Raw genomic sequence first — 26,907 nt, 5'->3', positions numbered from 1 at the left:
GCGAAGTTTTATTTTTTTAGGTTGAATTGCCTCCAGCTTTAGCTGGAGGGAGCTATGTTGATTTAGTTAAGGGCTTTAGCCAAAATTCTTATTTTTTGGCTAAAGCCGAATAATGAAATTTATTTTTAACCTCCAGCTAAAGCTGAAGGCAATTCATTTTTGGGATTTTTTCTAATTGTCAGTTTGAACGAAGTCGAAGACCTTTTGTGATAATAGGTTTTCGACTTCGCTCAGGATGACATTCTTTTTTAAATGAATTTTTCTCGTTTTGTGATTTGCGTGAGGGATAGAAGTGGAAAGCCCACAGCCTGACGAAGGAAGTGCGAGGACTTGTAACGGATAGCCCGGTTCGCCTTTTTCGGCGAACACGCCCAAAATAAAAAAACCGACACTTAAAAGTATCGGTTTTGTATATTAATGAAAATGATCTTCTTCAATTTCGAATTCAGCATCTTTTTCCCAAATTTCCATTTCACAAGGCTTACAGTTGAATTTTAGTTTGTATTCTAATTCGCCTTGTTTTAATACCAATGGTTCTTTTACCTTAACACCTACTATGTCTTTTTGGTGTATCGGACATTTTTTTAATTCGTATTTTATGCAATATTTGGTTGTCATTACACGAGATTTTCCCGGATCCCATTGTAATTCGAATGCTTTTTCGATTTCTGTTACACCATGGCGTTCGTAGAATTTACGTGCCGTTTTGTTCGAAACGTTGTACATGAAATCTAATTTGGTTTCAGGATACGGATGCGATGTTTTTACCATTTGGTGTTCCTCACGTTTGTAATTAGCCAAACGAATTTCCGTCAACTGATCGTAAACCGTTCTTCGCATTTCGTTGATTTTTGAAATAGGAAGGAACCAGTTTTGAGAAAACATTACGTTAATTTCATCAGCTGTATAAGGTGTAAAACCTGTTTTTGCCAATTGCGTTTTAATATTTTCTTCGATTGATTCGCCGGTTTTAGTTTGTTCTTTAGAGTGTTCTAAATTTACAATACTTACATTTCCGTCTTCATCGGTTGCGATTAATTCGAAGCCGGTTTCATTTTCGGTAAGTAATAAAGTCGTGCTGATTTTTCGAACTGCACTATCTTCTCTTTCTACTATTTTGATAAAAGCGGCGTCATTATTTCTGTAGATAAAAGTTCCGTCTTTTATTTCTTTTAGAACATTCGGATATATTTTACCGTTTTCAGCTTTGTTTACGTAAATTCCATCAGCTTCGTTGTTTTCGTTGATGAAACAAAGTCCGTCGCCGTTGTTTAAGAATTCGCCGTTTTCGATTTCGTAAGCGTTTCCAACAGTTCTAACCAGTTTACCAATATATTGACCTTTTGATTTTGGGCTTTCCCAAGAACCAATAGAGCTGTGTCTTTCGTTTACAAAATAATCGGTATAACCGCGGTTGAAAGTTCTGTTTAAAGAAGAATCAAAAGTATACGTACATTTTCCAGAAGAAGCTTTCATGTATTTGTCATTTCCTTCGGCTTCTAAAAAGCTGTCTAATTTCTGGCGTAAATAAGAAACGTTATTTTTTACGTAAACAACATCTTTTAATCGGCCTTCAATTTTAAAAGAAACAATTCCGGCTTCAATTAAATTTGGAATTTGATCTGAAATATCTAAATCTTTAATAGAAAGTAAGTGACTGTTTTTGATTAAAGTTTCTCCGTTTCCGTCGATTAAGTTATAAGGTAAACGACAGTTTTGTGCACAAGAACCACGGTTTGCACTTCGTTCTCCGTTGGCTACACTCATATAACAGTTTCCACTGAATGATACACATAAAGCTCCGGTTACGAAGAATTCTAACTCAACATCGGCGTGGTCGTAAATCGTTTTAATTTGATGCAGGTTTAATTCTCGGGCTAAAACCACACGTTTGATTCCGGCATCTTTAAGAAATTTAATTTTATCAGCGTCACGATTATTGGCTTGTGTGCTGGCGTGAAGTACGATAGGAGGTAAGTCCATTTCCATAATCGCCATATCCTGAATGATTAAGGCATCGACACCAATATCATATAACTCCCAGATCATTGAACGACAAGTTTCAAGTTCGTTGTCGTATAGAATTGTATTCATAACAACAAAAACCTGAGCGTTAAATAAATGTGCATATTGTACTAATGCAGCGACATCTTCAATAGAGTTGTTGGCATTAGATCGTGCACCAAATTGAGGTGCTCCAATATAAACGGCATCGGCTCCACTATTTATGGCTGCCATTCCTCCAATTAAGTCTTTTGCTGGAGCTAGTATTTCGATTTTCTTCTTCATTTCTAAAACTTTAGCCTTCGGTGGTATTCACGGAAAAAAGTTTGCAAAGTTCTTATAATTATTTCTAGTTTGCTAATGATGGAGGGATTTTTTTGAAATTGTTAACTTAATATGGAATGATTGTGTTTTATCTTGCTTTCAACCGATTTTAATCCGCTTTAAATATGAATTGCATTAAAACAAAAAAACTACCCGGTTTTAATAAACCAGATAGTTTTCTTCTCAAAAAAACAATGTCAATTATTAAGACAATTTTTTCGCTTTAATTTTAGTCAAAGTAGTTTGAATGCTATTTAATTGTTTTGAAACAATAGCGATTTGACTAGATTCAAGTTCGTTTTTTTCTAAAGCCATTTTGTATTTCTCAATAGCGGCTTCTTCTCCGGTAATACAAGCATTGATAATTGCTTCGGTATCTCCACCAGTAAATGATGATTTAATATCAATCCATGTACGGTGTAAAGCTCCTAATGGACCTCCGCCAGAAGTATCGGTTGATTTCCCCAGTTTATTGATTTCGTCCTGAATTTCTACAATAAATAAGGCGCGTTCACGTGCATAATCTAAAAAGTCAGTTTTTATAGCCGGACTTTCTACATGTTCAGCAGCAATTGTATATCCCAGTTTTCCGTCTTCAAGAATTGAAATTAATCCTTCTAATGTACTAACGGCTTCTTTTGTGGTTTCATCTGTATGTATCATGACAATAATTTTTTAATTAATTTATATTACAAAGATGGGATTTTATGAAGCCTGACGTTTTACAGAATTACTGTAGTGATTTATAAGATTGTGGAATGGGAATTTTGAAAGGAAAAAAGGTTTCGCAGATTTAACAGATTGACGAAGATTTTCTTTTAAAATGATAATTTGACGCCATTTTGCGTGAGGACTTGTAACGAATAGCCCGATTCGTCGCGGCGAACATGCCCAAAGTAAGCCCATAAAAAAAACAGCTCAAAGTATAAAGTGATGAAACTTTAAACCTTAAGCCGTTTTAGTAAAATTATTGATATTGTTATGCAGCCAAAGCTTCTTTGATTCTGCGTAATGCTTCTTTTAAAATATCGTTGCTTGTTGCATAAGAGAAACGAATACAGTTTGGATTTCCGAAAGCGTCACCGGTTACGGTTGCTACGTTAGCCTCACCTAGAAGATACATTGATAAATCGTTTGCATCTTTAATTTCAGTTCCTTTTAAAGTTTTTCCGAAGAAAGAAGAAACGTCAGGGAAAACATAAAATGCTCCTTCCGGCACATTGATTTTTACACCTGGAATTTCTTTTAATAACCCAACTACTAAATCTCTACGCTCGTGGAAAGCCTTAACCATGTGGTTTAAAACACTTGGATCAGCATCTACAGCAGTAATTGTAGCACGTTGTGCAACAGAATTTGCTCCTGAAGTTACTTGTCCCTGAATTTTTGTACACGCTTTTGCGATAAATTCCGGAGCTCCAATATAACCAATTCTGTATCCTGTCATTGCAAATGCTTTTGCAACTCCGTTTACAGTAATGGTTCTTTCGAACATTCCCGGGATAGAACCGATGCTGCAGAAAGTTCCTGAGAAATTAATATGCTCATAAATCTCATCGGCAACAACATATATATTTGGATGTTTTTCTAAAACTTTTGCAAGAGCTGTTAATTCTTCTCTGCTGTATACAGATCCGGATGGGTTACAAGGAGAACTGAACCACATCATTTTTGTTTTTGGTGTAATTGCAGCTTCTAATTGTGCTGGTGTAATTTTGAAATCAGTATCTACTGATGTTGGAACTTCTACCGGAACTCCGCCTGAAAGCTTTACGATTTCAAAATAAGAAACCCAGTATGGCGCTGGTAAAATAACTTCGTCGCCATCGTTTAACATTACTTGTGCAATGTTGTATAAAGATTGTTTTGCTCCTGTAGAAACTACAATTTGAGTTGGTTTATAATCTAAATCATTGTCTCTTTTAAATTTTCTGCAAATTGCTTCTCTCAATTCTAAATAACCTTCTACCGGAGAATATGTGCTGTAATTTTCGTCAACTGCTTTTTTAACAGCTTCTTTAATAAAATCGGGTGTATTAAAGTCAGGCTCACCTAAACTTAAACTGATAATGTCTTTTCCTTGTGATTTTAACTCACGTGCCAAAGCAGCCATTGCTAAAGTTTGTGATGTTGCTAAGTTGTTGATTCTGTCTGAAAGAATATGATTCATTATAAAATTTTTGAATGTCCTTAATTTCAACTTTAATTAAGGAAGGTTAATTATTAATAGATTTTTATGCTAGTTCGGGTTTTATTCCAAGATCTTTCAAATGCTTGTAATGTGCAATAACAGCACCTCTCATGGTTTTAAATTCATGGTAAGGCAAGTTGCATTCTTTTGCGGTTTGTTTTACGATTTCAGCAATTTTTCCGTAATGGATGTGGCTGATATTTGGAAAAATGTGGTGTTCGATTTGGTGGTTTAATCCTCCGGTAAACCAGTTTACAATTTTGTTTTTTGGAGCAAAATTAGCAGTTGTATACAATTGGTGAATTGCCCATGTATTTTCCATTTCTCCTTCTTCATTCGGAACCGGATTTGAAGTTTCTTCAACAACGTGTGCTAGTTGAAAAACAATACTCAAAATTAATCCTGCAACATAATGCATTACGAAAAATCCAACAACAACTTTCCACCATGTTACACCAAGAACCATTGGTAAAACCATCCAGATGATAACATAGATTATTTTTGTGATTACCAAAACAGTCCATAATTTAGCTGGACTTTGAGGAGTTCCGTAAGATAATTTTCTTTTTAAATACCCTTTCATTTGTTTAAAATCGGTTGTTAAAGCCCAATTGAAAGTCAATAGTCCGTATAAAAAGAAAGAATAGTAATGTTGAAATTTATGAAAACGGTGCCATTCAGCATTTTGTGTAAAACGAATAATTCTTCCTGCATCAAGATCTTCATCATGACCGTGAATATTTGTATAAGTATGGTGTAATACATTGTGTTGTACTTGCCAGTTGTGTACGTTTCCGGCTAAAACATAGATGCTTCCACCCATAATATTGTTAATCCAGGATTTTGAAGAGTAAGATCCGTGGTTACCGTCGTGCATAACATTCATTCCAATTCCGGCCATTCCAACACCCATTAAAATGTTCAATAACAATTGTGCCCAGAACGGCATGTCAAGCGTCAAGATCAAAAAATAAGGCGTCAGGAAAACAGCAAACAGAATAACTGCTTTTAAGTGCAGCTTCCAGTTTCCGGTTTTCTGAATATTATTCTCCTTGAAGTAATTGTTTACTCGTGAGTTAAGTGTTCTGAAGAACTTCAGATTGTCTTGCTTAGCAAATGTAGGCGCAGTGTTATTCATAATTAATTTAAATAGTTTTCAAAGGTAATTATTATAAATTTTCAATTTGCAAAATTGAGTTAAATATTTCAACTGTAAAGTAGTACTTTTGTTAAAAAATTACAGCAATGGATGAGATATTGAAATATTTTCCTGATTTGACGGAGATTCAAATTGAACAATTTCAAAAATTAGACTTTTTATACCACGATTGGAATGAAAAAATCAATGTCATTTCACGTAAAGATATTGATGCCTTATATACAAAACACATTTTGCATTCGCTTGGAATTGCAAAAATCATGAAGTTTGAACCGGGAACATTTGTTCTTGATGTTGGAACCGGAGGCGGATTTCCAGGAATACCTTTGGCGATTCTTTTTCCGGAAACGCGTTTTTATTTAATTGATGTTATTGCCAAAAAAATAAAAGTAGTTCAGGGCGTTGTTGACGCATTAGAATTGAAAAATGTAAAAGCAGAACAAAAGCGTGCTGAATTGGTAAAAGGAGATTTTGACTTTATTGTAAGTCGTGCCGTAACCAATATGCCGGATTTTGTTTCCTGGGTAAAAGGTAAAATCAAGAAACAGCATAAACATACTTTGAAAAACGGAATTCTGTATCTTAAAGGTGGAGATTTAGCCGAAGAATTAAAGGATTTTCCAAAAGCAACTTTATACGATTTATCTACAATTTTTGAAGATGAGTTTTTTGAAACTAAAAAAGTCGTGCATTTGCCTTTGAAGTTTCAGGTTTAATTATTATTTCAATTTTGAAATTGTTTCACGTTTCAGGTTGAAAATCTTTGAATATAAAAAAAATCCGAATCTTATTAAGATTCGGATTTTTTTATTGCAGAATATTATGATCTAAATGATTCAGCCAGTTTTCTTTGTAACTATTTCCAATTGGAATTTCAATAGTATTTATTTCGACTTCATTTTTAGAATATGCCGTTAGTTTTTTGGTTTGAATAATGAAAGAACGATGAATTCTAACAAAATTAGAATCTAATAGTTTTTCAAAAACAGAAATATTTTGTTTGATATGATGTGATTTTCCGTTTTCGAGATGAATCGTAATATAATCTTTGAGGCTTTCGACATATAAAATTTCATCAAATACAATTTTGATATTTTTACTTCCGCTGGTTACAAAAATATGATTTTCATTAATTGGTTTTATTTCCTTTTGTGGCGTTTGCAATTGTTTGAATTTTTCTATCGAAACAAAAAAACGATCAAACGTAATTGGTTTTAAAAGGTAATCAATTACGTTGAGTTCATAACCTTCTATCGCATATTCTCTATAAGCGGTTGTAAAAATTACTTTAGGCGGATTTTTAAGTTTTTTCAAGAAATCATTCCCTTTTAATAAAGGCATTTCGATATCTAAAAAAATCAAATCGACCGTATTTGTTTCTAAAAAAGTATATGCTTTTAGTGCATTTTCGAAAGAATCGATCAATTCGAAACTCTCGAAATTTACCAAATGAGAAGCAATTAATTCTCTCGCCAAAGGTTCGTCATCAACGATAATGCATTTGTATTTCATTCAAAAAAGAATAAATATTTTAATTCTAAAAATCTAATTTAAGGTTTTGAGTTGTCTTTTGTTATTCTTTCCAAAACTTCTTTAGCATTTTTATTTTCAGGATTCAGTTCGATCGATTTTTTATACATTTTTATAGCTTCTTCTTTTTGATTTGTTTTTAAAAGAATCTCGCCATAACTATCATAAACATTTGCACTTGCAGGATTTAAAAGCATATTAAGTTTAAAAACTTCTGCTGCTTTTTGAGTTTCATTTTTTCCTAATAATTGATAACCCCAAGTATTCAGATCATCTTCAGAATTATTAAAAGCCAAAACCTCAGCTTTTTCTTCATTGCAAGCCGTTATTGAATATTGTAAAGCGCGATCTAAAATTTCTGCTTTTTGTTTAGAAGCATTGGCGTACAATTTTGCTATTGAATTAATGACCAAAGGCGGATTTCCGATCCAAATAGCATGACCGCAATCATTTGCTGTAATACCTGTAACATTCGGATTATTGGCTACAAATTTTCTATGGCATTCTTTCCAGCGTTCGATGTCTTCGGTCGTTTTTAAGAAAGGAATTCCGTTCACGAAATCAACAACCGGAATACTTTGAGGAATTGTTATTTTACTCATTATTTTGACGGTTTCAAGAATAGTTGCCGACATATAATAAGTGCCTTTATTGTTTTTCTTCCATTGTGGAATCAATTTTTCTTGTTTGATTAGTTCCTTTTCGATAACGCCATCTTCAAAATAATTGTGATTCACATCAATAAGTACAATACCTTTCACTAATTTGGGATGTCTGGCAGCATAAAGCGACGAAAGATAACCTCCATAAGAATGAGAAACCAAGAGAATTTCTTTATCATAACCCAATTTTTTCAATCCAATTTCTAAATCTTCGATACTGCTTATAATACCATGTTTAGATTCGTCCGTTTGTAAAGTATCAATTGTACTTGTACCAAAACCGGCACGATCGTACGTAATAAGAGTTGCATTTGTAATGTTGGAAGTTTTATCAAGAATTGAGTTCCAAACTGAACCATTGTTTCCGCCGCCAGCATCAAAAAGTATTGGCATTCCTTTGCCTTTTACAATTTTGAAATGCAATTTATGATTTCCAACATCGATCAACGTATCTAAAGTTTTAGATTGACTATTTGCTGAAATAAAAGAACAAACGAAAAAGAAATGTATTAAATGTTTCTTCATAAGTTGAAAAGGATAATGAGTTTAAGTAGTAAAATAAAGTTTAACAGTATAGTTCGTTTGCGTTTCTTCAATCTCTAATTGATGCTTTTTAGGATACAGCAAATCCAATTGTTTTCGAACATTTTCTAAACCAATTTTAGATTTGTCTGAAGTTCTTGCCAATTCATTTTGTGGTTTTGTATTCTCAATACTAAAAATGATTTGTTGTTTTTTACTTTCTAAATTCAACCGAATTATTGCTTTTTCGGTTTCATTAACTACGCCGTGTTTAAAAGCATTTTCTATAAAAGTCAATATAATTAAAGGAGAAATTTTATTACTTTCCTGAATGTCTTTGGTAAACAAAATATCTAATCTGTTTTCATTATAACGAAGCTTTTCCAGCGAAATATAATTCTCGATAAGTGTAATTTCTTTTTCAATAGAAACATAATCCTCGTTGCAGCGGTATAAAACAAAATCTAAAATTTCAGATAATTTGGCAATAACTTCAGGTGCTTTATCATCCTTTTTTAAAGTTAAAGTGTATAAATTATTTAGCGTATTAAATAGAAAATGAGGATTTAACTGGTTTTTTAAAACCTTTAACTCCATTGATTTTTTTTCTTCTTCCAGTTTCAAAAGGCGTTGTTGCTTTCGGTTAAAACTTATAAAACCCAAAATAATAACCGGATAAGTAATAAAAGAGAATTCTCTTAATATCAATTTGAAAGAAGTCAGTCTTTCAGGAACCGTCATTTTATGCCCAAGCCAATCATCAAAGAAACCAGGGAATTTTGGTTCGAGATAATAATATTTTAAAGTCATTAATAGCGCAAAGACAAAATACAGCCAACCTATGCTGGAAATTAAAAAAAGTAAATATTTCTTTTTATTTAAAGTTTCAGGAATAATCCAATAAATCAAACCGTATCCAAATATTGCCTGCGCCACAATTTTCCAGCAATAGACAAAAGTAAATTCGTAAGAACCTTCATTATCAGATTTGTTAGATATGTAAAAGAATAAAAAGAAAATCCAATATAAACAGTGAAGCGCTACTCTTTTTAAATCAATTTTTTTGATGAAATCCATATTGTATTTTAATTGTGGGCAAGATAATAAAATATAGAAGTAAGCTTCGTTGTGAGCTATAAATAATGCGTTTTTGCTTCTAAAAATGCTATTTGAGCATACGAATGAAAAATTTACTAAAAACCTATTCTTTGTGTGCTAAAACAACATTTTTAATTGCGCGAAAAATAGAGCATTTGCTTGCAGATTATATTCGCTTAAAAATATAAAAGATGATAAAAATTATTCTACTGTTAGTTTTATTTCTAGGAAAAGAGCTGAAATAAAGAAGCGAAATTTCAAATAAAATTAATTACAAAAACTGTAAAATATGAGAAAAAAATTAAACAAAATTGTGCTGTTACTTGCCATTTTTATGATCACTAACGGAATTTATTCGCAAGGCGATAAAGTTGATAATGTGGTAAGAGAAATGATTCAAAAAAATAACATTATTGGTTTGCAATTGGCAGTTGTTAAAGACAATAAAATTGTTAAAGAATTGAATTACGGATTATCAAATATTCAGGATTCGGTTTTGGTTGATAATGAAACAGTTTTTAATATTAATGCTATAACCAAAGCATTTACAGGAGTTGCATTAATGCAATTGGTTGAAAACAGAAAATTAAATTTAGAAGAACCAATTTCTAAATATTTAGATGATTTGCCAAATACATGGCAGAGCATTACGATAAAAGAATTGGCAACGCATACATCTGGACTTCCAGATATTTGGACTTCTGAAGAAAACTTGCTGACTCAAAATAATATAACTTCTTTAAATAAAATAAAAGAGCTACCGGTTGTTTTTGAACCCGGCGAACGGTTTGATTATAATCAGACGAATTATCTTTTGCTTGTAATGATCATTGAAAAAGTAAGCGGAAAATCATTTGATAAATATCTTATCGAAAATGAGTTTGAAAAAGCTGAAATGAAGAACTCAATTAAAGCAGGATTTGCTGATTATTATAATGTATTTAAACGCAGAAGATCATCATATAAAAATGCTAGAAATGGTGATGTAATAGATGTATATGAAATAATTCCTGAAAATTTGAGAACCTCAGCAGGAATTTATTCAACCGCAAAAGAAATCGCACAATGGATAATTGCATTGCAAAATCATCAATTAATCAAAGAAGAAAAAAATCTTGAAACACTTTTAACATCAATGATTCTAAAGAATGAGGTTATTGCTTCTTTAGGTGTTAGTTCAGGAATGTATATTTATCCAAAAGACAATCTTTCTGTAATAATTTTGACCAACGCACAAGGTTTCCGTCCGGAAGGTTATTTAGAAAATATAGCCAGTTTATTTATTGAGAAAAATTAAAAAGAAGCTAAAATAAAATAACCCGTCAAATTCTTATTTTGACGGGTTATCGTGAATTGAATAATTAATATTAAGATGCTTTTCTGGACAAGTTTAAAAACGGATTTGCTTTATGATCTAAATTATCGATAAAATTATAAAGAGCTCTTTCTACAGCTTCCGGAGAATATTTAAATTCAGAATCGAAGAAAAATTCGCGACATATTACAGGTTCATTTGATGAATTGTAAACTGCTTCATCAGATTCATCCAAATCTGTATAATCATATTGGCAAGGATATAAACGAATTAAATCTGAAATAACTTTATTGATCCATTTGTCAAAAATTTTCTTTTTTGGTGTAATATGACGTGCCAGTAATACCAATCCTAAAAGTTCATTTTGCAAAAAGTAAGATCCTTTTCTATATCTTACATCAACCATTCTTACATTCATTAAAGCAATCCATAATGCGCCATCAACAGAACCTACGGCAGGAACTTCAAGATCAGTATCAAACAATAAAGGATTCGTTTGCTCATTGATAGAACACCAAAGCGCTTCGATGCGTTTTTGAGTATCATGAGTTGCTTGTGTGTAACCCGTAAAACGCCAGTAAATCCACTCTAATAACGCAGCAGTAAATCCAACAGAACCTTTATGATTAATACGCATTAATGCTTTTTCCAAATCCTCGTTTTGTTCAATAGGATCTAAAAATTTATCTATTTTCTTTTTATTCCAGGTAAAATCAATTGCATGCCCAATGCTTTTTGATTCTAAAATTACTTTAGGAACATTGTTTAAATTTCTCATAACACTGTATTTTTATTTTTTATTAATTAATGTTTTTTTATACAGGCAAATGTAGAATCATACAGTTTTATAGATGGGAATAAGAAGTTTTAAAAATAACAGAATAAGATTTTTAATAATTGTAACGTGTTGATATTCAATTGAATAAGAAAAGTACTACAAAAATAATTTAATCTTCACGGAAGGCTTATTATTGAATTGTTTTTCAATGCTTTAGCTTTTAGGTTTTGCTTGCAGAAATAAGACAAAAGCAAAAAGCCGAATCTTAATTAAAAGATTCGGCTTTTTTGTTTTTATGGTCAAAGGTTTTCAACTTGAAACCTGAAAACATTGAAACTTCGAATTAAATTAACCTAAGAAAGGATATCTGTAATCTTCTGGAGTTACAAAAGTTTCTTTAATAGTTCTAGGAGAAGCCCAACGTAATAAGTTCAATGCAGAACCTGCTTTATCGTTAGTTCCGGAAGCTCTTGCGCCACCAAAAGGCTGCATTCCTACAACAGCTCCTGTTGGTTTATCGTTGATGTAGAAGTTACCTGCAGCATTTTGCAATTTCGTAGTTGCAACTTCAGTAGCATAACGATCCTGGCTAAATACAGCTCCGGTTAAAGCATATTCAGAAGTAGTATCAACTAATTCTAAAGTCTCTTCCCATTTTGCATCTTCGTATACATATATAGTCATAACCGGTCCGAATAACTCAGTTTCCATTGTCGTATATTTTGGATTTGTAGTTACAATAACCGTTGGCTCCACAAAGTATCCAACAGATTTATCGTAATTTCCACCAACAATGATTTCCGCATCAGCATCTTTTTTAGCCTGATCAATATAACTCGCTAATTTATCAAAAGAACCTTCATGAATAACTGCTGTAATAAAGTTTCCAAAATCTTCAGGAGAACCCATTTTAAAAGATTTTACATCAGCAATTAATTGTTCTTTTACAGCTGGCCATAAACTTTGCGGAATATAAGCTCTTGAAGCTGCAGAACATTTTTGCCCCTGATATTCAAATGCACCACGGGTAATTCCTGTAGATACTTGTTTTGCATTAGCGCTTGGGTGTGCAATGATAAAATCTTTACCACCAGTTTCACCAACAATTCTTGGATATGTTTTATAGTGGTGAATATTTGCACCAATTTTAGCCCAGATATCTTTAAATACGTGAGTTGATCCGGTAAAGTGAATTCCAGCGAAATCACGGCTAGCCAAAACAGTATCAGTAATCATTAAAGCATCTCCAAAAACAACGTTGATAACGCCATCAGGAACTCCAGCTTCTTTGAAAACTTCGATGATAATTTTTGCAGAAAAAACCTGGCTGTCGCTTGGTTTCCAAACCACAACGTTACCCATCATTGCAGCACTTGCAGGAAGATTTGCAGCAATAGCAGTAAAGTTAAACGGAGTAATTGCGTAAACAAAACCTTCCAGAGGTCTGTACTCTAAACGATTCCAAACAGTAGAATCAGATTTTGGCTGATCGTTGTAAATTTGAGTCATAAATTCTACGTTGTAACGTAAAAAGTCGATCAATTCGCAAGAAGCATCAATTTCTGCCTGGTGAATGTTTTTAGATTGACCAATCATAGTTGCAGCATTAATACGAGCTCTGTAAGGACCAGCGATTAATTCAGCAGCTTTTAAGAAAATAGCAGCACGTTGTTCCCATGCCATATTTGCCCATGCAGTTCTTGATTCAAGAGCATTTGCAATCGCTTTTTCGATATGTTGTTTTTCAGCTAAATGATACGTTCCAACGATATGTTTGTGATCGTGCGGAGCTGAAATTGTTTTAGTATTTCCAGTTTTGATTTCTTCACTACCAATGTATAATGGAACATCAATTTTAGAGTTCCACATTGAAGTGTATGCTGCCTGAACAGCTGCTTTTTCTGGTGAGTTCGGTGCGTATCCTTTTACAGGCTCGTTTACCGCTTTTGGTACATGAAAGAATCCTTTTAACATGGGATGAAATATTTTAAAATTACGAATTATTTAATTTTATACAAAAGTACAAATGATATTTTGATTATATCATAACACAATATTAAAAAGTTGTAATTTAATAAAGTAATAGCGTCAGGTTGTAATATGCCTTTCTGTATAAATACCTAAATTTGAAGTTGATGCGCTCACCATTTTTGTAATTTTTAAAATGTAATAAGATGAAAATCCCACTTTTGGCTTTTAATGATAAAGGAATTTATTGCCAACAGGCCGATGTATATCTCGATCCGTGGCGACCGGTAAAAAATGCCATTATTACACACGGTCATGCCGATCATTCGCGTTGGGGACATCAAAATTATATTACGCACCATACCAATATTCCAATAATTCGTCATCGTTTAGGAGAAATAAATGTGACCGGAAAAGAGTGGGGAGAAACCTTTGTGATCAACAATGTAAAATTTTCGCTTCATCCTGCCGGACACATTATTGGCAGTTCACAAATTCGGGTTGAACACAAAGGTGAAGTTTGGGTTTTTACCGGAGATTATAAAACAGAAGATGACGGAATTTCAACACCTTATGAAGTGGTAAAATGCGATACTTTTATAACCGAATGTACTTTTGGTTTGCCCGCTTTTAACTGGACACCGCAAGCTGAGGTAATCTCAGAAATTAACAATTGGTGGGCAGAAAATAAAGCAGAAGGAAAAACATCCATTCTTTTTGGATATTCCTTAGGCAAAGCACAACGACTTTTAAAATACCTAAATACTGATATTGGAACGATTTATACACACGGCGCGATCGAAAACATGACCAATGTTTTACGTCCGATGGTTGATTTTCCACCAACAACTTTAGTAACCAGAGAAACCAAAAAAGAAGATTTATTAGGGAATATAGTGCTTGCACCACCAAGCGCACACGGAAGTATCTGGATCAGAAAAATGACGCCTTTTGTAACCGGTTCAGCAAGTGGCTGGATGGCATTTCGCGGCGCAAGGCGAAGACGTGCGATAGATAAAGGCTTTGTTTTGAGCGATCATTGCGATTGGTATTCTCTATTGGACAGCATTAAAGCTACAGGCGCAGAAAAAATAATATGTACACACGGTTATACCGATATTTTCTCTAAATATTTAAGAGAATTGGGTTACGATGCCAGAACCGAAAAAACGCAATACGAAGGCGAAGCGGCAGAAATGGAAAAAGATGAAAAAGAAGCGGCAATAGATGAAAATGAAACTTTGATTAATACTGAAAATTAATCCATAAAAATAACACATAGAAACATAGTTTTTCTTTCTGGTTAAAGGCATTTCATTTATTTAAACAAATCCCGACGCTTCGGGACTATGTGTGAAAATCTAGATTTTTTAAAATATCTTTTTCTTTAATTTAAAACTATGTTCCTAAGTGTTTAATAATTATGCGCAACGAGTTAAAATAATATACGCAAATGAAGAATTTTGCCCAACTCATAAAAACATTGGACAGTTCGAATAAAACGAACGTAAAAGTCGACGCCTTGACGACGTATTTTAAAAATGCTTCGCCAGAGGATAAAGTGTGGACAATTGCGATTCTTTCACATCGTCGACCGCCAAGACCTGTTAATACCACTTTATTGCGAATTTGGGCAAATGAGCTGGCCAATATTCCGCTTTGGCTTTTTGAAGAAAGTTATCATATTGTGGGTGATTTGGCCGAAACGATTGCTTTGATTATTCCCACCACAAAAGAACATTCAGATAAAAGTCTGACTGAATATTTACAGGAAATCATCGCTTTAAAAAAGAAATCAGATCCTGAAAAAAAAGAATACTTACATGAAAATTGGCTGGCGTTGAATTATTACGAACGCTTTGTTTTTACCAAATTAATTACCGGAAGCTTAAGAATCGGCGTAAGCCAAAAATTAATGACACGCGCTTTGTCTAAAGCAGAAAATGTTGATGAAGATGCTTTAGCTTATAAATTAATGGGAAATTGGGATCCGAATACAATTACTTTTCAGGAATTGATTTTGGATGAAAAAAGCAGTGATTATTTATCAAAACCATATCCGTTTTATCTCGCGTATCCAATTGAAGGCGAAGTAGAAAATCTCGGCGATCCAGAAGATTGGTCGGTCGAACATAAATGGGACGGAATCCGATCTCAAACCATCATCCGCGAAAGCGAAATTTATGTGTGGTCAAGAGGTGAGGAGCTGGTTACCGATAAATATCCGGAGTTTAAATCCTTTGTTGGCATTATTCCAAACGGAACTGTTATTGATGCCGAAATCCTGGCTTTTCCCGAAAAAGAAATCGGAACTTTTAATGATTTACAAGCCAGAATTGGACGCAAAACCATATCGGCAAATTTGCTCGAAAAAGTGCCTGTAATTCTAAAGGCGTATGATGTTTTAGAATGGGAAGGACAAGATATTCGCCATTTACCTTATTCAGAAAGAAGATTATTATTAGAACAATTATACGATTCGATAAAAGATAAAACCACTAATTTTCAATTATCAGAAAGAGTTTTGCTCCATTCCTGGGAAGATGTAACGAACGAAAGAATGCGTGCCCGCGAAATGAAAAGCGAAGGTTTGATGCTAAAACGCAACAATTCGCCATATCAGGTTGGAAGAAAAAAAGGCGATTGGTGGAAATGGAAAATTGAACCTATTGTAATTGATGCCGTTTTAACGTATGCTATGCGCGGACACGGACGACGTTCGAATCTTTTTACCGATTATACTTTTGCGCTTTGGCAGAATAATGATAAAGGCGAAAAAGAATTGGTGACTTTCGCAAAAGCATATTCCGGATTAACCGATGCTGAATTTAGAAAAGTCGATGATTTTATAAAGAAAAACACTTTAGAGCGATTTGGACCCGTTCGAAGCGTAACGCCACAATTGGTTTTCGAAATTGGTTTTGAAGGAATCGCACTTTCAAAAAGACATAAAAGCGGTATTGCAACCCGATTTCCAAGAATTTTGAGATGGCGACATGACAAGAAAATTGAAGAAGCCAATTCGATTGAAGATTTAAAAAGTATGATTTCATAAAATGTTCGAAGAGACAAAGTAAAAGAGTTTCAAAGAAAAAAACTTTAGGAAACAGCTAAACTTTGTCCCTCTGAACCTTTGCAACTTTGAACCTCATAAAAAAATGAACAGAGACGAATTATACACCATTGCAGAGAACTGGTTTCACGATCAGGGCTGGAAATCTTTTCCATTTCAGACTCAAACCTGGACCGCCTTTCTGCAAGGCAAAAACGGTTTGCTGAACGCTCCCACCGGAAGCGGAAAAACCTATGCCTTATGGTTTCCGATCGTTCTCGATTATATGAAGAAAAATCACAATTATAAAATCAAGCATAAGCCTGGATTAAAAGCCATTTGGATTACGCCTTTACGCGCACTTTCGGTAGAAATTAAACAAGCAGCAGAAAGAATTGTTACTGATTTAGATTTACCGTTAACAGTTGGAATTCGTTCCGGAGACACATCGCAAAGCGAAAGAGCGAAGCAAAGCAAAAAAATGCCGGATTTATTGATTACAACGCCTGAAAGCTTGCAATTGCTTTTGGCATCAAAAGAATTTGCCAAAACCTTTGCCAATTGTGCTGCGATTGTGGTTGATGAATGGCACGAATTATTGGGCACAAAACGAGGCGTACAAATGGAATTGGCTTTGTCGCGTTTAAAAACAGTCGCACCAAAAATGAGAATTTGGGGAATTTCTGCCACAATCGGAAATCTCGAATTAGCACAACAAGTTTTATTAGGTTTAGATTCTGAAGCCTATCAAAATTCAGTTTTGATCAAGGCAAATATCAATAAGAAGATAAAAGTGCTTTCGATATTGCCCGAAAAAATGGATAGCTATCCGTGGCGCGGACACATGGGATTACACTTAATTGATGAGGTTGCAAAAATCATCAGAAAAAGTAAAACCACTTTAATTTTTACCAATGTGCGTTCTGCCTGCGAAATGTGGTTTCAAGCAATATTGGAAAAATATCCTGAATTTGCTGGAGATATGGCCATGCATCACGGAAGTATTAGCAGAGAAACACGTTTATGGGTCGAAAATGCCATTAGAAACGAAGAATTAAAAGTTGTAGTTTGCACGTCAAGTTTAGATTTAGGAGTTGATTTTGCGCCTGTTGAAACCATTATTCAGGTTGGCGGACCAAAAGGCGTTGCCAGATTTCTGCAAAGAGCGGGACGAAGCGGACATCAGCCGGGAAAAGAAAGTGTTATTTATTTTTTGGCGACTCATGCTATAGAACTTATAGAAGCTTCGGCACTTAAAAAAGCGGTTGAAAAAACCATTGTCGAAGACCGAATTCCGTATCTCAACAGTTGGGATGTTTTGGTTCAATATCTAAATACTTTGGCAGTTTCTGATGGTTTTTTTGCGGATGAAATTTTTGAAGAAGTGAGAAAAACATTCTGTTATCAAAACATTACAAAAGAAAACTGGAACTGGATTTTAAATTTCATTACCAACGGAAGCCAGAGTCTGCAAGCTTACGACGAATTTAAAAAAGTAGAAATTGAAGAAGACGGACGTTTTAAAATCAATAGCCGATTGATTGCCATGCATCACAGAATGCAAATAGGGACAATTGTGGGCGACGCTTCTCTCAACGTTAAATTTTTAAGCGGCGGTTATATTGGTTCTATTGAAGAATGGTTTGCCTCAAAACTAAAACCCGGAGATGTTTTTACGTTTGCCGGAAAAAGGCTTGAATTATTCCGGGTAAAAAATATGCAGGTTTTGGTACGAAAAGCAGATCCTAAAAAAGCGTCAAAAGTAGTAAGCTGGATGGGTGGCCGCATGGCTTTATCAGTACAAATGAGTGAATTATTGCGAGAAGAATTATATGCAGCAAATACAGATAATCTAACACCGGAATTAAAAGCATTGCAGCCGATTTTTACCAGACAGCGAAAAGAAAGTATTGTTCCTGATACCAACGAATTTTTAATAGAAACCTTTAAAACAAGAGAAGGATTTCATGCTGTTTTTTATCCGTTTGAAGGTCGGTTTGTGCATGAAGCTTTAGCGAGTATATTGTCATATCGCATTAGTTTATTGTCGCCAATTACTTTTTCGCTGGCTTATAACGATTACGGTTTTGAATTACTTTCGGATCAGGAAATTGATATGCAAGCTGTTTTTGATAATGATTTATTTTCTTCAGAATACATACATCACGATTTGCAAAAAAGCCTGAATTCGACCGAAATGGCACGTAGAAAATTCAGGGATATTGCCGTAATTGCCGGTTTGGTTTTTACCGGAATGCCGGGAAAACCGGTTAAAACCAAGCATTTGCAAAGTGGTTCGCAATTGCTTTTTGAAGTTTTTAGAGATTATGAACCGGATAATTTATTGCTTCAGCAAGCTTATATTGAAACTTTTGAACATCAGTTAGAAGAAGGACGTTTGCTTCAGGCTTTAGAAAGGATTAATAATCAGACTATTGTTTGGAAACAATGCAAAAAACCAACGCCATTTAGTTTCCCGATAATTACAGATCGATTGAGAGAAAAATTATCAAGTGAAACTTTAGCAGAAAGAATCAAAAAAATGACAGCGAGTTACATGAAATAATCGTGAAGATTATAAAAAAGGTTACTATATTTAAATATGAGAATTACAATAAACAACCAAAACTTCATTCTGCATCAATCCGGTGCAGCGTTTTGGGAAGAAAAAAAGATGCTTTTAATTTCTGATGTGCATTTAGGAAAAGTGGCACATTTTAGAAAACACGGAATTGGAATTCCGAAAGATGCAATATTCGAAAATTTTACAAGATTAAACAACGTTTTAGCATTATTCCGTCCGGAAACAATTGTTTTTCTGGGCGATTTATTTCACAGTAAAATCAATAACGAATGGGATTTTTTTGTTGAATGGACAAAAGAACATCAACAAAAAATAATTTTAGTTGAAGGCAATCACGATATTATTTCAAAAGACTATTATACAGATTTGAATATCGAAATTTACAGCGAATTATTATTAGATGACTTTTTATTGACACATCATCCAACAGAAAAAGAAGGTCTTTTTAATTTTTGCGGACACATTCATCCGGGAATACAATTGAAAGGATTAGGTCGTCAGTTTTTAAGTTTATCGTGTTTTTTTCAAAAACCAAATCAATTAATTTTTCCCGCTTTTGGCGAATTTACAGGAAATTCTTATTTGATTCCAACAGAAAATGACAAAGCATACGCCATTACAAAAGAAGGAATAATAGAAGTAACGATAAATTAATTTAAAGCAAAAGGAGCGCACATTCTAAAAGTCGGAACAATAACTTTGAATGTTTTTGTAGTCGTGAAATTAATCATATTAAAATGACCTTTCATCGCACCATAAGGAGATGATAGTAAACAACCAGAACTATAAGTATGGTTTTCACCCGGTTTTAAAACAGGTTTTTTTCCAATAACACCTTCTCCATCAACGAATTCAAGATCATTTAGAGAATCAAAAATTTCCCAGTGACGAGACGTTAACTGAACAGAATCTTTACTATGATTTTCGATTGTGATTACATAACTAAAGGCAAAGTGAATCTTGTAGTTCTTGAAGTAAGTACCTTCAAAACTAGTCAAAACGGATATTTTTATGCCTCTTGTAATCTGAGAAACCATACTAAAGTCGTATATATGTGTGTGTTATAGAGGCAAACTTACAAAAAAAAATCATTGAACAGAAACCTTTAACAATGTTTTAATTGATGATATTTATAGAGTTTGCGTTGCCTTTTCCAATTACGCGTTCGTAACGATCAGAACTTTCTTTATAGTAAACCAGGATAGTATATTCATTTTCTGTTTGATAGAAATTGCCATCAACTGCATTTTCATAATCAATTACACCTTTTTTGTCTGCAATTGTATACTCAAAATTGGTAAAACCCTGTTTAATCATTACAGCTTTTTCATAAACTCCTTTATCCTGATTATAGTCCATTTTATATTCAGGAGACAAACTGTAATTGTTGAACATTCCTGTAATATAAATGTCTTTGTTTAATCTGAAAGTGGGCGCCGAAAGCGTGAAATAAACCCAGGCATAATCTGCTTCAATAGAATTATCTGAACCATTTATGTTTTTCACCACAAAATTTCCGTTTACATCCTGATAATTCGTATAAACCTGGTTTGCTCTCGCGGCATTTGTGTATAAATAAGAGTTATAAATATCATTGTTAAAACCTACTTTTCCAACATTATTGCTGGCAGAACGAATGTCTTTATTTTCAAAATATAAAAATTCATTTCCGGCCCAAAACTGGGTTTCTTTATCGTACTTGTAAACCAGTTGGTTTCCGATAGTATATTGCGGAACAACATTTTTAATACCGGTATTAAAATCGCCATTTTGAAATAATAATATTCTGATATTTTGTAATGGATTCTGAAAAACGATATCATTCGAAAGTATCGAAAATTCCAAATTTTGCTTATAATCAATATTGCTGATGTTTCGGGTTCGTTTTACCTGAGCTGCAACCGTAGAATGGTCTTCGTATAAAATAAATTTTCTCGAAAAAAGAACTTCTTTATCTTCATTTAAAATTTTCAGCATGTAATTTCCCGAAATACGCAATTGTGTCGTGAATTGATTTGGAAAAGCCAATCGATAATGCGAATAAACCTGAAGCGTATTAAAAGAATTAGAGTAATCCGTAATTCTTTGATTATCAAAACCTCTAACGTAATCTGTTTTAGGAATATCAGTTGGTTTCCAGTTATAATCACAATGCGTTACTTCAAAATAGTAATTCGCTTCATTACCAAATAAATCATCAAATTGAAATTCAAATGAAGAACCCAATTCAAATATCGGAACGACATTATTTCCGCTCTGAACAAACGAAACGGTTTTGATATTATAGGGAGGAACCACTTCTGTTTGAATTTCCTGCGCTGTCGCCGAAGCGAAAATGAAAAACAAAAAAAGGTTTTGAAACAAAAATTTTGGCATCTTATTATGTTCTAAGATTGTAAATATAACAAATTATATAACGAAAAATAGGACATTTTATTGGTTTTAAAAACAATTTATTAAGATCCCAGAATGAATTCTAAATTAACTTCGATTTCATCGTTAACAAAACTTTCCTCTAAAAGCGAATCAGATAACAGCTTTTTGTTTTCCTGCAGTTTGATTATTTTTTCTTCTACCGTATTTTTAGAAATAAATCGAATTACGTTTACTTTATTCAATTGTCCAATTCGGTGCGCCCTTCCAACTCCTTGTTTTTCAGCAAAAGGATTCCACCAGGGATCTAAAAACAGCACATAAGAAGCTTTCGTAATATTCAAACCAACGCCACCCGCCTTAAGCGAAATAAAAAACAACAAAGGCTCATCTTTCTCCTGAAATAAATTTACCTGCTGTTCTCTTTTCTTGGCAGGAGTTTCGCCTGTAATCTCGCAATAGGCTATTTTGTTTTCCTTGCACCAATCCGTGTAAAAACTCAAATTAGTAACAAACGAACTAAAAATGATCGTTTTTTGTTTTCCTTTTACTAAACTTTCCAGATAATTAGTAACTGCAATATATTTTCCTGAATCAATTTCTGATTCCTGATCGACCATTTTTGGATGATTACTCAATTGTCTTAACTTCATCAGCGTATTGATAATGCTGATTTTGTCAGGGCTGGATCCGTCAGTTTTTAGTAAAAAATTACGAGCTCTTGATTTTTCTTTTTCATACAATTTCTCCTGTTCAGGATCCATGTCACAATAATAAATCTGTTCAGATAATTCAGGTAAATCCTTTAAAACCTGTTCTTTTGTTCTTCTTAAAATATAAGGCTGAACAAGATTTTTTAATTCAGATAAACTATTTTCATCCTGTTTTTTCTCAATCGGATTTTTAAAATTTTCTACGAAAAAAGCATAACTGCCCAAAATATCCGGATTTATAAATTGCATTTGCGACCATAAATCGTCAAGCGAATTTTCGATAGGCGTACCACTTAATGCAATTTTATGGGCCGTATTTATTTTATTAATCGCTTTAAAAATCTTAGAGTTTTTATTTTTAATGTATTGACTTTCGTCCAAAATTAAATAACGGAAATCATATTTTTCTAAAATCGAAATGTCGCGGTGCACAATACTATAGCTGGTAAAAATCAAATCAGAAGATGCTAATCGGCTTGCTAATTGCTTTCTGTCATTGCCAACATATTGCATTTTCGAAAAATGCGGTGTAAATTTTGAAGCTTCATTATACCAGTTAAAAACCAATGAAGAAGGCAAAACAATCAAAGTTTTAAGCGGTTCTCTTTCTACAGTAGTTTCGTTTGCAAACAAATCAAAATTTGATGTTTTCGTAGTAAATCCTAATTGTTCCTGAACAGCAACCAGAACGGCTAAAGTTTGTAATGTTTTTCCAAGTCCCATGTCATCAGCCAAACAAGCGCCCAAATTGGAGTTAAAATGACCTAAAAGCCATTTTACGCCATCAATTTGGTAAGGTCTCAAAGTTGCTTTCAGCAAATCAGAAGCTACATATTCAGCCTTATGAGAGTTACCTAAATCGCTTTTGATTTCCGGAATAGCATCTAAAGCAGTAAAATTACTTTTACGTAAAAGAAGATCCCCATTTTCTGTTTTAGCCAGTTTTGCCAGCGAGCTATATTTGCTGAGCCATTCTAAAGGAATCAAAAAATAGTTTCCGTCAGGCAATAAAAAGAGCCTTTCTTTGCTTTTTATATTCGGGATAATTTCACTGAAATTGATCGTGAAAGTTCCAATCGTAATAATTATTTTAATGTCAAACCAATCTTCTTTTGTCTCATCTTTTGAAGCCAAAATGGTATGGTTTTCCGTAATGATTGCTTTGCTTTCCAGTTTTAAATTTTGAATTGTAAATCCTAAACTTTCCAGTTTTTCTTTATTGTCAATTATCAATTGAATATTGACATAAGGATCAGAAGTTTCAACATCAGAATTCAACCCAAATAATTCGTTTTTGATTTTTATTAAACCAATTTCGATTAATTTATCGGCGTATAAATTTTCATCAGCATTTCGTTTAAACTGAATAATTTTAGGTTCATTAGCAACACTAAAATCAACAAACGAATGTGTTTTCTTCGTTTTACTCGCATCAAATGAATAACCGTTATAATCAAAATAAAGGTTGAGGTAATAACAATTTTTAAAGAAATCATAAACGGGCTGAATCGTGCAGGAAGTAATTTCATCACGCTGCTCGATTTCAAAACCTGTTGCTTCAATGTCAATTTTTTTGGCTATTTCGGGAATGAAATTCTTAAAATAATCATCCACTAATTTTGACGGTATTTCGATTGATTTTTTCTTTAAAAAAGGCGAAAGTTTTTTAGCATTAAGCTCTTTTAACTGTCCTAATTTTTTATTGATAATTAACCAGCCTGGTTCATCCAGCAGCACATCAACATTGCTGTTCATGGGCAAAAATGTAGTTTCGTTTTCTTTTAAAGAAAGTGTATACGTAATTCCTTCCGTGTGTTTATCGAATTGAATTTGAGGTTCAAAATAAAGCGGATTGATATCGACTCTGGAACGATAAAAATCCTTTTCAACTCCCATATTAATGGATAACGGAAATTGTTCCTGTACAATTAAAGTATAAAATGAACTTAAATTTAATTTTAAGTGCTGACGAATGGCAAAGTCAATTTTGGAATCTTTTTGCAGATCGACAATTGTTTTTGCCGACTTGATTTTGGCACTGAATTTTTTGAAAATAAAGTCAGGTTTTAAAGCTTCACAAGCTGCGAGTATTTTTTTAGAATTAGAATCTAAATTTTCAGAAACAATTCCGAAACTTTCAAGTACGCCTGGAGTTGCTTTTTTATTTAAGTATTTGATTTCATTGGTATTCTCAACGATATAGGCTGTTGGAATATAAACATTCAGATTTTTTTCAAAACTGATGTCAAAACAGAACTGAAATGATTTTGTAGGTTCCAAGGTTTAGGGATTTGGTTGGCTTGTAAATTAGGAATTGGGTTAAAAAAACAAAGAGTTTTCAAAATATCAATAATTTGAAAACTCTTTTAAAATGAACTTATATCACTTATATGGTGAAAAAAAATTAGTTTTCCTGCTTAAAGCAAAGCGGAATAATTTCTCCTTTTGCCAAACAGTATTTTTCTACCAATTCTGGTGCAATTTTGTTGGTGTAATCTTCTTCGATAACAATAAAACCAATGCTTCTTAATTTGTCAAAATAATCGCGCCCATAAATACGAACGTGATCGTATTGACCAAATATTCTGGCACGCTCTTTTTGATCTGTAATCGAATCATCGGCAAAAGTAACTTCTCTTGACAAATCTTGTGGAATTTGAAGAATCGCCATTCCGCCCGGTTTTAATACACGAAATAATTCCTGCATAGCTTTTGTGTCATCCGGAATATGTTCTAAAACGTGGTTACACAAAATAACATCGTATTCATTGTCTTTAAAAGGTAAATTACAAATGTCTGCTTTTACATCGGCCAAAGGCGAAAGTAAATCGGTTGTTGTGTAATCAAGGTTTTTTTGCTTGCGAAATAATTTGTAAAAAGCTTGTTCCGGAGCAAAATGAAGCACTTTTTTTGGAGCCGTAAAAAAATCAGTCTGATCGTTTAAATACAGCCAAAGTAAGCGGTGTCTTTCCAACGAAAGTGTACTTGGCGAAAGCACATTGTTACGTTGTTTCCCATATCCGTAAGGCAAAAACGATCTAAAGCTTTTCCCGTCAATAGGATCAGTGTATTTGCTTCCTCTTAATGATAAAGCTAAAATTGGACGCGCCACATAACTCAAACGAATTAATAACGGGCGTGGAATTGTATTTAAAATAAGTTTAAAAAGTTTCTTCACGGTTAAATAAATTTGAACACGAATTTCACGAATTTACACGGATTAACGTTGTGGTGAAATTTCACGAACCTTGATTTGGGTTAAAGTATTATTCTTTTGTATTTGAGGCTGTCTTCTCCAAAATTTATTAATAGACCTAATTTATTTTTTGAAGCAGCTAAATAATTTAATGTTTGTTTAATTTCACTCGTTGACAGTGCTGTAATTGCTTTTAACTCTAAAATAATTTCGTCGAAAATAACAAAGTCGGCAAAATAATAACTCGGTAAAACAATATCTTTATAAGCAATGTTATATCTTAATTCCCGATTATAAGGAATTTCATTTCTTTGAAACTCATATTCTAATGCATCGCCATAAACTTTCTCACTGTGCCCTTTTCCTAAAATCTTATGGACTTCCATACAGATTCCAATAATTTTATAAGACTCTTCTCTTAAATATAACTCACTCATCATTCAATCATTCAGTGTAATTTTACGACATCACAAATCCGTGCAAATTCGTGGAATTCGTGTTATAATACAAGAGGTACTTTTCTGAATTCATCTTCTTCATTACTTTCAATTCCTAAAGCTTTGTAGATGTAATAGAAAGTCGATAATATTTCTGGTTTTCCGTCAATTAGGGCAACATCGTGTTCGAAATGTGCACTTGGTTTTCCGTCGGCAGTCAGGATTGTCCAGCCGTCTTTTAGTTGTTTGATGTTTCTTGTTCCCATGTTGATCATTGGCTCAATAGCAACAACCATTCCTTCAACAAAAAGTTTTCCACGACCGCGTTTTCCGTAATTTGGCATTTCTGGTTCTTCGTGCATTTTTTGCCCTAAACCGTGTCCAACCAATTCACGAACAACACCGTAACCGTGAGATTCTGTATATTTTTGAATCGCATTTCCAACATCTTCAACGCGGTTTCCAGCTTTAAATTCTCTGATTCCTACGTAAAGAGATTCTTTAGTAATTTGCAAAAGTTTTTTAGTTTCCGGAGCAACTTCTCCAATCTGAAAACTATAAGCGTGATCACCGTGATATCCGTTTTTAAAAGCACCGCAATCAACAGAAATTACATCTCCGCTTTTCAAAGGTGTATTATTAGGAATTCCGTGTACAACTTGTGCATTCGGACTCATACAAAGCGAGTTCGGGAAATCATACAATCCTAAAAAGCTTGGAACTGCTCCGTGATCACGGATAAATTCTTCGGCTAATTTGTCAAGATGTAATGTGGTAACTCCTTCTTTAATTTCAGAAGCAATCATTCCTAATGTTTTAGATACGATCAAAGCACTTTCGCGCATTAATTCGATTTCTTCTCTATTTTTTGGGATAATCATATTTTTCAGATTTTCAGTTCGCAAAAGTACGATTTTAATATTATTTTTTTAAAGTTGATTTTGAAATTAATATGTTATGTTTTTTTGCCACGAATTTCACGAATTATAATTTAATAGAAT

21 protein-coding genes are annotated in these 26,907 nt (G+C 33.4%); 6 read left to right on the top strand and 15 right to left on the bottom strand.

The window, feature by feature from the left end:
• Window positions 1-414: 414 nt before the first annotated feature.
• The 4 genes from GKZ86_RS01435 to GKZ86_RS01420 all read right to left on the bottom strand — a co-directional run bounded on the left by GKZ86_RS01435 (window position 415) and on the right by GKZ86_RS01420 (window position 5,657).
• Window positions 415-2,289 carry a U32 family peptidase gene (locus GKZ86_RS01435; protein WP_154781353.1) on the bottom strand — a complete coding sequence of 625 codons (1,875 nt, stop codon included), beginning with the start codon at window positions 2,287-2,289 and terminating at the stop codon, window positions 415-417.
• A gap of 243 nt (window positions 2,290-2,532) precedes the next feature.
• Window positions 2,533-2,991: a PA2169 family four-helix-bundle protein gene (locus GKZ86_RS01430; RefSeq protein ID WP_154781352.1), complete on the bottom strand. Its 459-nt coding sequence runs from the start codon at window positions 2,989-2,991 to the stop codon at window positions 2,533-2,535.
• 316 nt (window positions 2,992-3,307) lie between these two features.
• Window positions 3,308-4,498, bottom strand: coding sequence for a pyridoxal phosphate-dependent aminotransferase (locus GKZ86_RS01425; RefSeq protein ID WP_154781351.1), 1,191 nt, complete (start codon window positions 4,496-4,498; stop codon window positions 3,308-3,310).
• A 64-nt stretch (window positions 4,499-4,562) separates the two neighbouring features.
• A complete protein-coding gene (locus GKZ86_RS01420; RefSeq protein ID WP_154781350.1) occupies window positions 4,563-5,657 on the bottom strand; it encodes an acyl-CoA desaturase in 1,095 nt (364 codons plus the stop codon).
• 107 nt (window positions 5,658-5,764) lie between these two features.
• Between GKZ86_RS01420 and rsmG the strand changes: the two genes are divergently transcribed.
• Window positions 5,765-6,394: a 16S rRNA (guanine(527)-N(7))-methyltransferase RsmG gene (gene rsmG / locus GKZ86_RS01415; RefSeq protein ID WP_154781349.1), complete on the top strand. Its 630-nt coding sequence runs from the start codon at window positions 5,765-5,767 to the stop codon at window positions 6,392-6,394.
• A gap of 91 nt (window positions 6,395-6,485) precedes the next feature.
• Here the strand turns inward: rsmG and GKZ86_RS01410 are convergent, their stop codons facing one another.
• From GKZ86_RS01410 to GKZ86_RS01400, 3 genes are read right to left on the bottom strand one after another with little or no spacing between them, the layout of a single operon-like run.
• Window positions 6,486-7,190, bottom strand: coding sequence for a LytTR family DNA-binding domain-containing protein (locus GKZ86_RS01410; protein ID WP_154781348.1), 705 nt, complete (start codon window positions 7,188-7,190; stop codon window positions 6,486-6,488).
• Window positions 7,191-7,228: 38 nt separating this feature from the next.
• A complete protein-coding gene (locus tag GKZ86_RS01405; RefSeq protein WP_154781347.1) occupies window positions 7,229-8,395 on the bottom strand; it encodes an alpha/beta fold hydrolase in 1,167 nt (388 codons plus the stop codon).
• Window positions 8,396-8,416: 21 nt separating this feature from the next.
• A complete protein-coding gene (locus GKZ86_RS01400) occupies window positions 8,417-9,469 on the bottom strand; it encodes a sensor histidine kinase (protein WP_154781346.1) in 1,053 nt (350 codons plus the stop codon).
• 310 nt (window positions 9,470-9,779) lie between these two features.
• Here GKZ86_RS01400 and GKZ86_RS01395 point away from each other — a divergent pair, with 310 nt between their 5' ends.
• The gene (locus GKZ86_RS01395; protein ID WP_154781345.1) at window positions 9,780-10,787 is read left to right on the top strand and encodes a serine hydrolase; all 1,008 of its coding nucleotides are present in this window, start codon (window positions 9,780-9,782) and stop codon (window positions 10,785-10,787) included.
• Window positions 10,788-10,857: 70 nt separating this feature from the next.
• Here the strand turns inward: GKZ86_RS01395 and GKZ86_RS01390 are convergent, their stop codons facing one another.
• Window positions 10,858-11,583 (bottom strand): hypothetical protein, encoded by a 726-nt coding sequence (locus GKZ86_RS01390; RefSeq protein ID WP_154781344.1) that lies wholly within the window; start codon window positions 11,581-11,583, stop codon window positions 10,858-10,860.
• Window positions 11,584-11,931: 348 nt separating this feature from the next.
• Complete coding sequence (pruA, locus tag GKZ86_RS01385) at window positions 11,932-13,557, bottom strand: L-glutamate gamma-semialdehyde dehydrogenase (protein WP_154781343.1); 1,626 nt, start codon at window positions 13,555-13,557, stop codon at window positions 11,932-11,934.
• A 200-nt stretch (window positions 13,558-13,757) separates the two neighbouring features.
• On the opposite strand from pruA, the gene GKZ86_RS01380 reads away from it, so the two are divergent.
• The 4 genes from GKZ86_RS01380 to pdeM all read left to right on the top strand — a co-directional run bounded on the left by GKZ86_RS01380 (window position 13,758) and on the right by pdeM (window position 19,841).
• Window positions 13,758-14,813: a ligase-associated DNA damage response exonuclease gene (locus GKZ86_RS01380; RefSeq protein WP_154781342.1), complete on the top strand. Its 1,056-nt coding sequence runs from the start codon at window positions 13,758-13,760 to the stop codon at window positions 14,811-14,813.
• 191 nt (window positions 14,814-15,004) lie between these two features.
• On the top strand, window positions 15,005-16,606 hold the full coding sequence (locus GKZ86_RS01375; RefSeq protein WP_154781341.1) for an ATP-dependent DNA ligase: 1,602 nt from the start codon (window positions 15,005-15,007) through the stop codon (window positions 16,604-16,606).
• A gap of 103 nt (window positions 16,607-16,709) precedes the next feature.
• Complete coding sequence (locus GKZ86_RS01370) at window positions 16,710-19,169, top strand: ligase-associated DNA damage response DEXH box helicase (protein ID WP_154781340.1); 2,460 nt, start codon at window positions 16,710-16,712, stop codon at window positions 19,167-19,169.
• A gap of 36 nt (window positions 19,170-19,205) precedes the next feature.
• Complete coding sequence (pdeM, locus tag GKZ86_RS01365; RefSeq protein WP_154781339.1) at window positions 19,206-19,841, top strand: ligase-associated DNA damage response endonuclease PdeM; 636 nt, start codon at window positions 19,206-19,208, stop codon at window positions 19,839-19,841.
• On the opposite strand, the gene apaG is transcribed toward pdeM, so the two are convergent.
• The 6 genes from apaG to map all read right to left on the bottom strand — a co-directional run bounded on the left by apaG (window position 19,838) and on the right by map (window position 26,787).
• The gene (gene apaG, locus GKZ86_RS01360) at window positions 19,838-20,224 is read right to left on the bottom strand and encodes a Co2+/Mg2+ efflux protein ApaG (protein WP_059117893.1); all 387 of its coding nucleotides are present in this window, start codon (window positions 20,222-20,224) and stop codon (window positions 19,838-19,840) included. The genes pdeM and apaG overlap by 4 nt on opposite strands.
• A gap of 79 nt (window positions 20,225-20,303) precedes the next feature.
• Window positions 20,304-21,563 (bottom strand): DUF5103 domain-containing protein, encoded by a 1,260-nt coding sequence (locus GKZ86_RS01355; RefSeq protein WP_154781338.1) that lies wholly within the window; start codon window positions 21,561-21,563, stop codon window positions 20,304-20,306.
• 80 nt (window positions 21,564-21,643) lie between these two features.
• On the bottom strand, window positions 21,644-24,553 hold the full coding sequence (locus tag GKZ86_RS01350) for a DEAD/DEAH box helicase (protein WP_154781337.1): 2,910 nt from the start codon (window positions 24,551-24,553) through the stop codon (window positions 21,644-21,646).
• A 124-nt stretch (window positions 24,554-24,677) separates the two neighbouring features.
• Complete coding sequence (locus tag GKZ86_RS01345) at window positions 24,678-25,451, bottom strand: class I SAM-dependent methyltransferase (RefSeq protein WP_194632579.1); 774 nt, start codon at window positions 25,449-25,451, stop codon at window positions 24,678-24,680.
• A gap of 80 nt (window positions 25,452-25,531) precedes the next feature.
• On the bottom strand, window positions 25,532-25,906 hold the full coding sequence (locus GKZ86_RS01340) for a GxxExxY protein (RefSeq protein ID WP_154781744.1): 375 nt from the start codon (window positions 25,904-25,906) through the stop codon (window positions 25,532-25,534).
• Between the two features lie 62 nt (window positions 25,907-25,968).
• Window positions 25,969-26,787 carry a type I methionyl aminopeptidase gene (gene map, locus GKZ86_RS01335; RefSeq protein WP_154781336.1) on the bottom strand — a complete coding sequence of 273 codons (819 nt, stop codon included), beginning with the start codon at window positions 26,785-26,787 and terminating at the stop codon, window positions 25,969-25,971.
• Window positions 26,788-26,907: the final 120 nt, after the last annotated feature.

Origin of the sequence: Flavobacterium sp. LC2016-13 (assembly GCF_009707955.1) — a bacterium.
GTDB lineage: Bacteria > Bacteroidota > Bacteroidia > Flavobacteriales > Flavobacteriaceae > Flavobacterium.
Note: the sequence above shows the minus strand (reverse complement) of the source record. Positions and strands in the feature narration are given on the sequence as shown.

Coding starts and splice junctions, on each gene's coding strand:
- GKZ86_RS01375 (WP_154781341.1), top strand. CDS start 15,005: ATGAAGAATTTTGCCCAACTCATAAAAACATTGGACAGTTCGAATAAA.
- GKZ86_RS01430 (WP_154781352.1), bottom strand. CDS start 2,991: ATGATACATACAGATGAAACCACAAAAGAAGCCGTTAGTACATTAGAA.
- GKZ86_RS01425 (WP_154781351.1), bottom strand. CDS start 4,498: ATGAATCATATTCTTTCAGACAGAATCAACAACTTAGCAACATCACAA.
- GKZ86_RS01355 (WP_154781338.1), bottom strand. CDS start 21,563: ATGCCAAAATTTTTGTTTCAAAACCTTTTTTTGTTTTTCATTTTCGCT.
- GKZ86_RS01380 (WP_154781342.1), top strand. CDS start 13,758: ATGAAAATCCCACTTTTGGCTTTTAATGATAAAGGAATTTATTGCCAA.
- GKZ86_RS01435 (WP_154781353.1), bottom strand. CDS start 2,289: ATGAAGAAGAAAATCGAAATACTAGCTCCAGCAAAAGACTTAATTGGA.
- apaG (WP_059117893.1), bottom strand. CDS start 20,224: ATGGTTTCTCAGATTACAAGAGGCATAAAAATATCCGTTTTGACTAGT.
- GKZ86_RS01370 (WP_154781340.1), top strand. CDS start 16,710: ATGAACAGAGACGAATTATACACCATTGCAGAGAACTGGTTTCACGAT.
- pruA (WP_154781343.1), bottom strand. CDS start 13,557: ATGTTAAAAGGATTCTTTCATGTACCAAAAGCGGTAAACGAGCCTGTA.
- GKZ86_RS01420 (WP_154781350.1), bottom strand. CDS start 5,657: ATGAATAACACTGCGCCTACATTTGCTAAGCAAGACAATCTGAAGTTC.
- GKZ86_RS01400 (WP_154781346.1), bottom strand. CDS start 9,469: ATGGATTTCATCAAAAAAATTGATTTAAAAAGAGTAGCGCTTCACTGT.
- map (WP_154781336.1), bottom strand. CDS start 26,787: ATGATTATCCCAAAAAATAGAGAAGAAATCGAATTAATGCGCGAAAGT.
- rsmG (WP_154781349.1), top strand. CDS start 5,765: ATGGATGAGATATTGAAATATTTTCCTGATTTGACGGAGATTCAAATT.
- pdeM (WP_154781339.1), top strand. CDS start 19,206: ATGAGAATTACAATAAACAACCAAAACTTCATTCTGCATCAATCCGGT.
- GKZ86_RS01405 (WP_154781347.1), bottom strand. CDS start 8,395: ATGAAGAAACATTTAATACATTTCTTTTTCGTTTGTTCTTTTATTTCA.
- GKZ86_RS01395 (WP_154781345.1), top strand. CDS start 9,780: ATGAGAAAAAAATTAAACAAAATTGTGCTGTTACTTGCCATTTTTATG.
- GKZ86_RS01390 (WP_154781344.1), bottom strand. CDS start 11,583: ATGAGAAATTTAAACAATGTTCCTAAAGTAATTTTAGAATCAAAAAGC.
- GKZ86_RS01340 (WP_154781744.1), bottom strand. CDS start 25,906: ATGAGTGAGTTATATTTAAGAGAAGAGTCTTATAAAATTATTGGAATC.
- GKZ86_RS01410 (WP_154781348.1), bottom strand. CDS start 7,190: ATGAAATACAAATGCATTATCGTTGATGACGAACCTTTGGCGAGAGAA.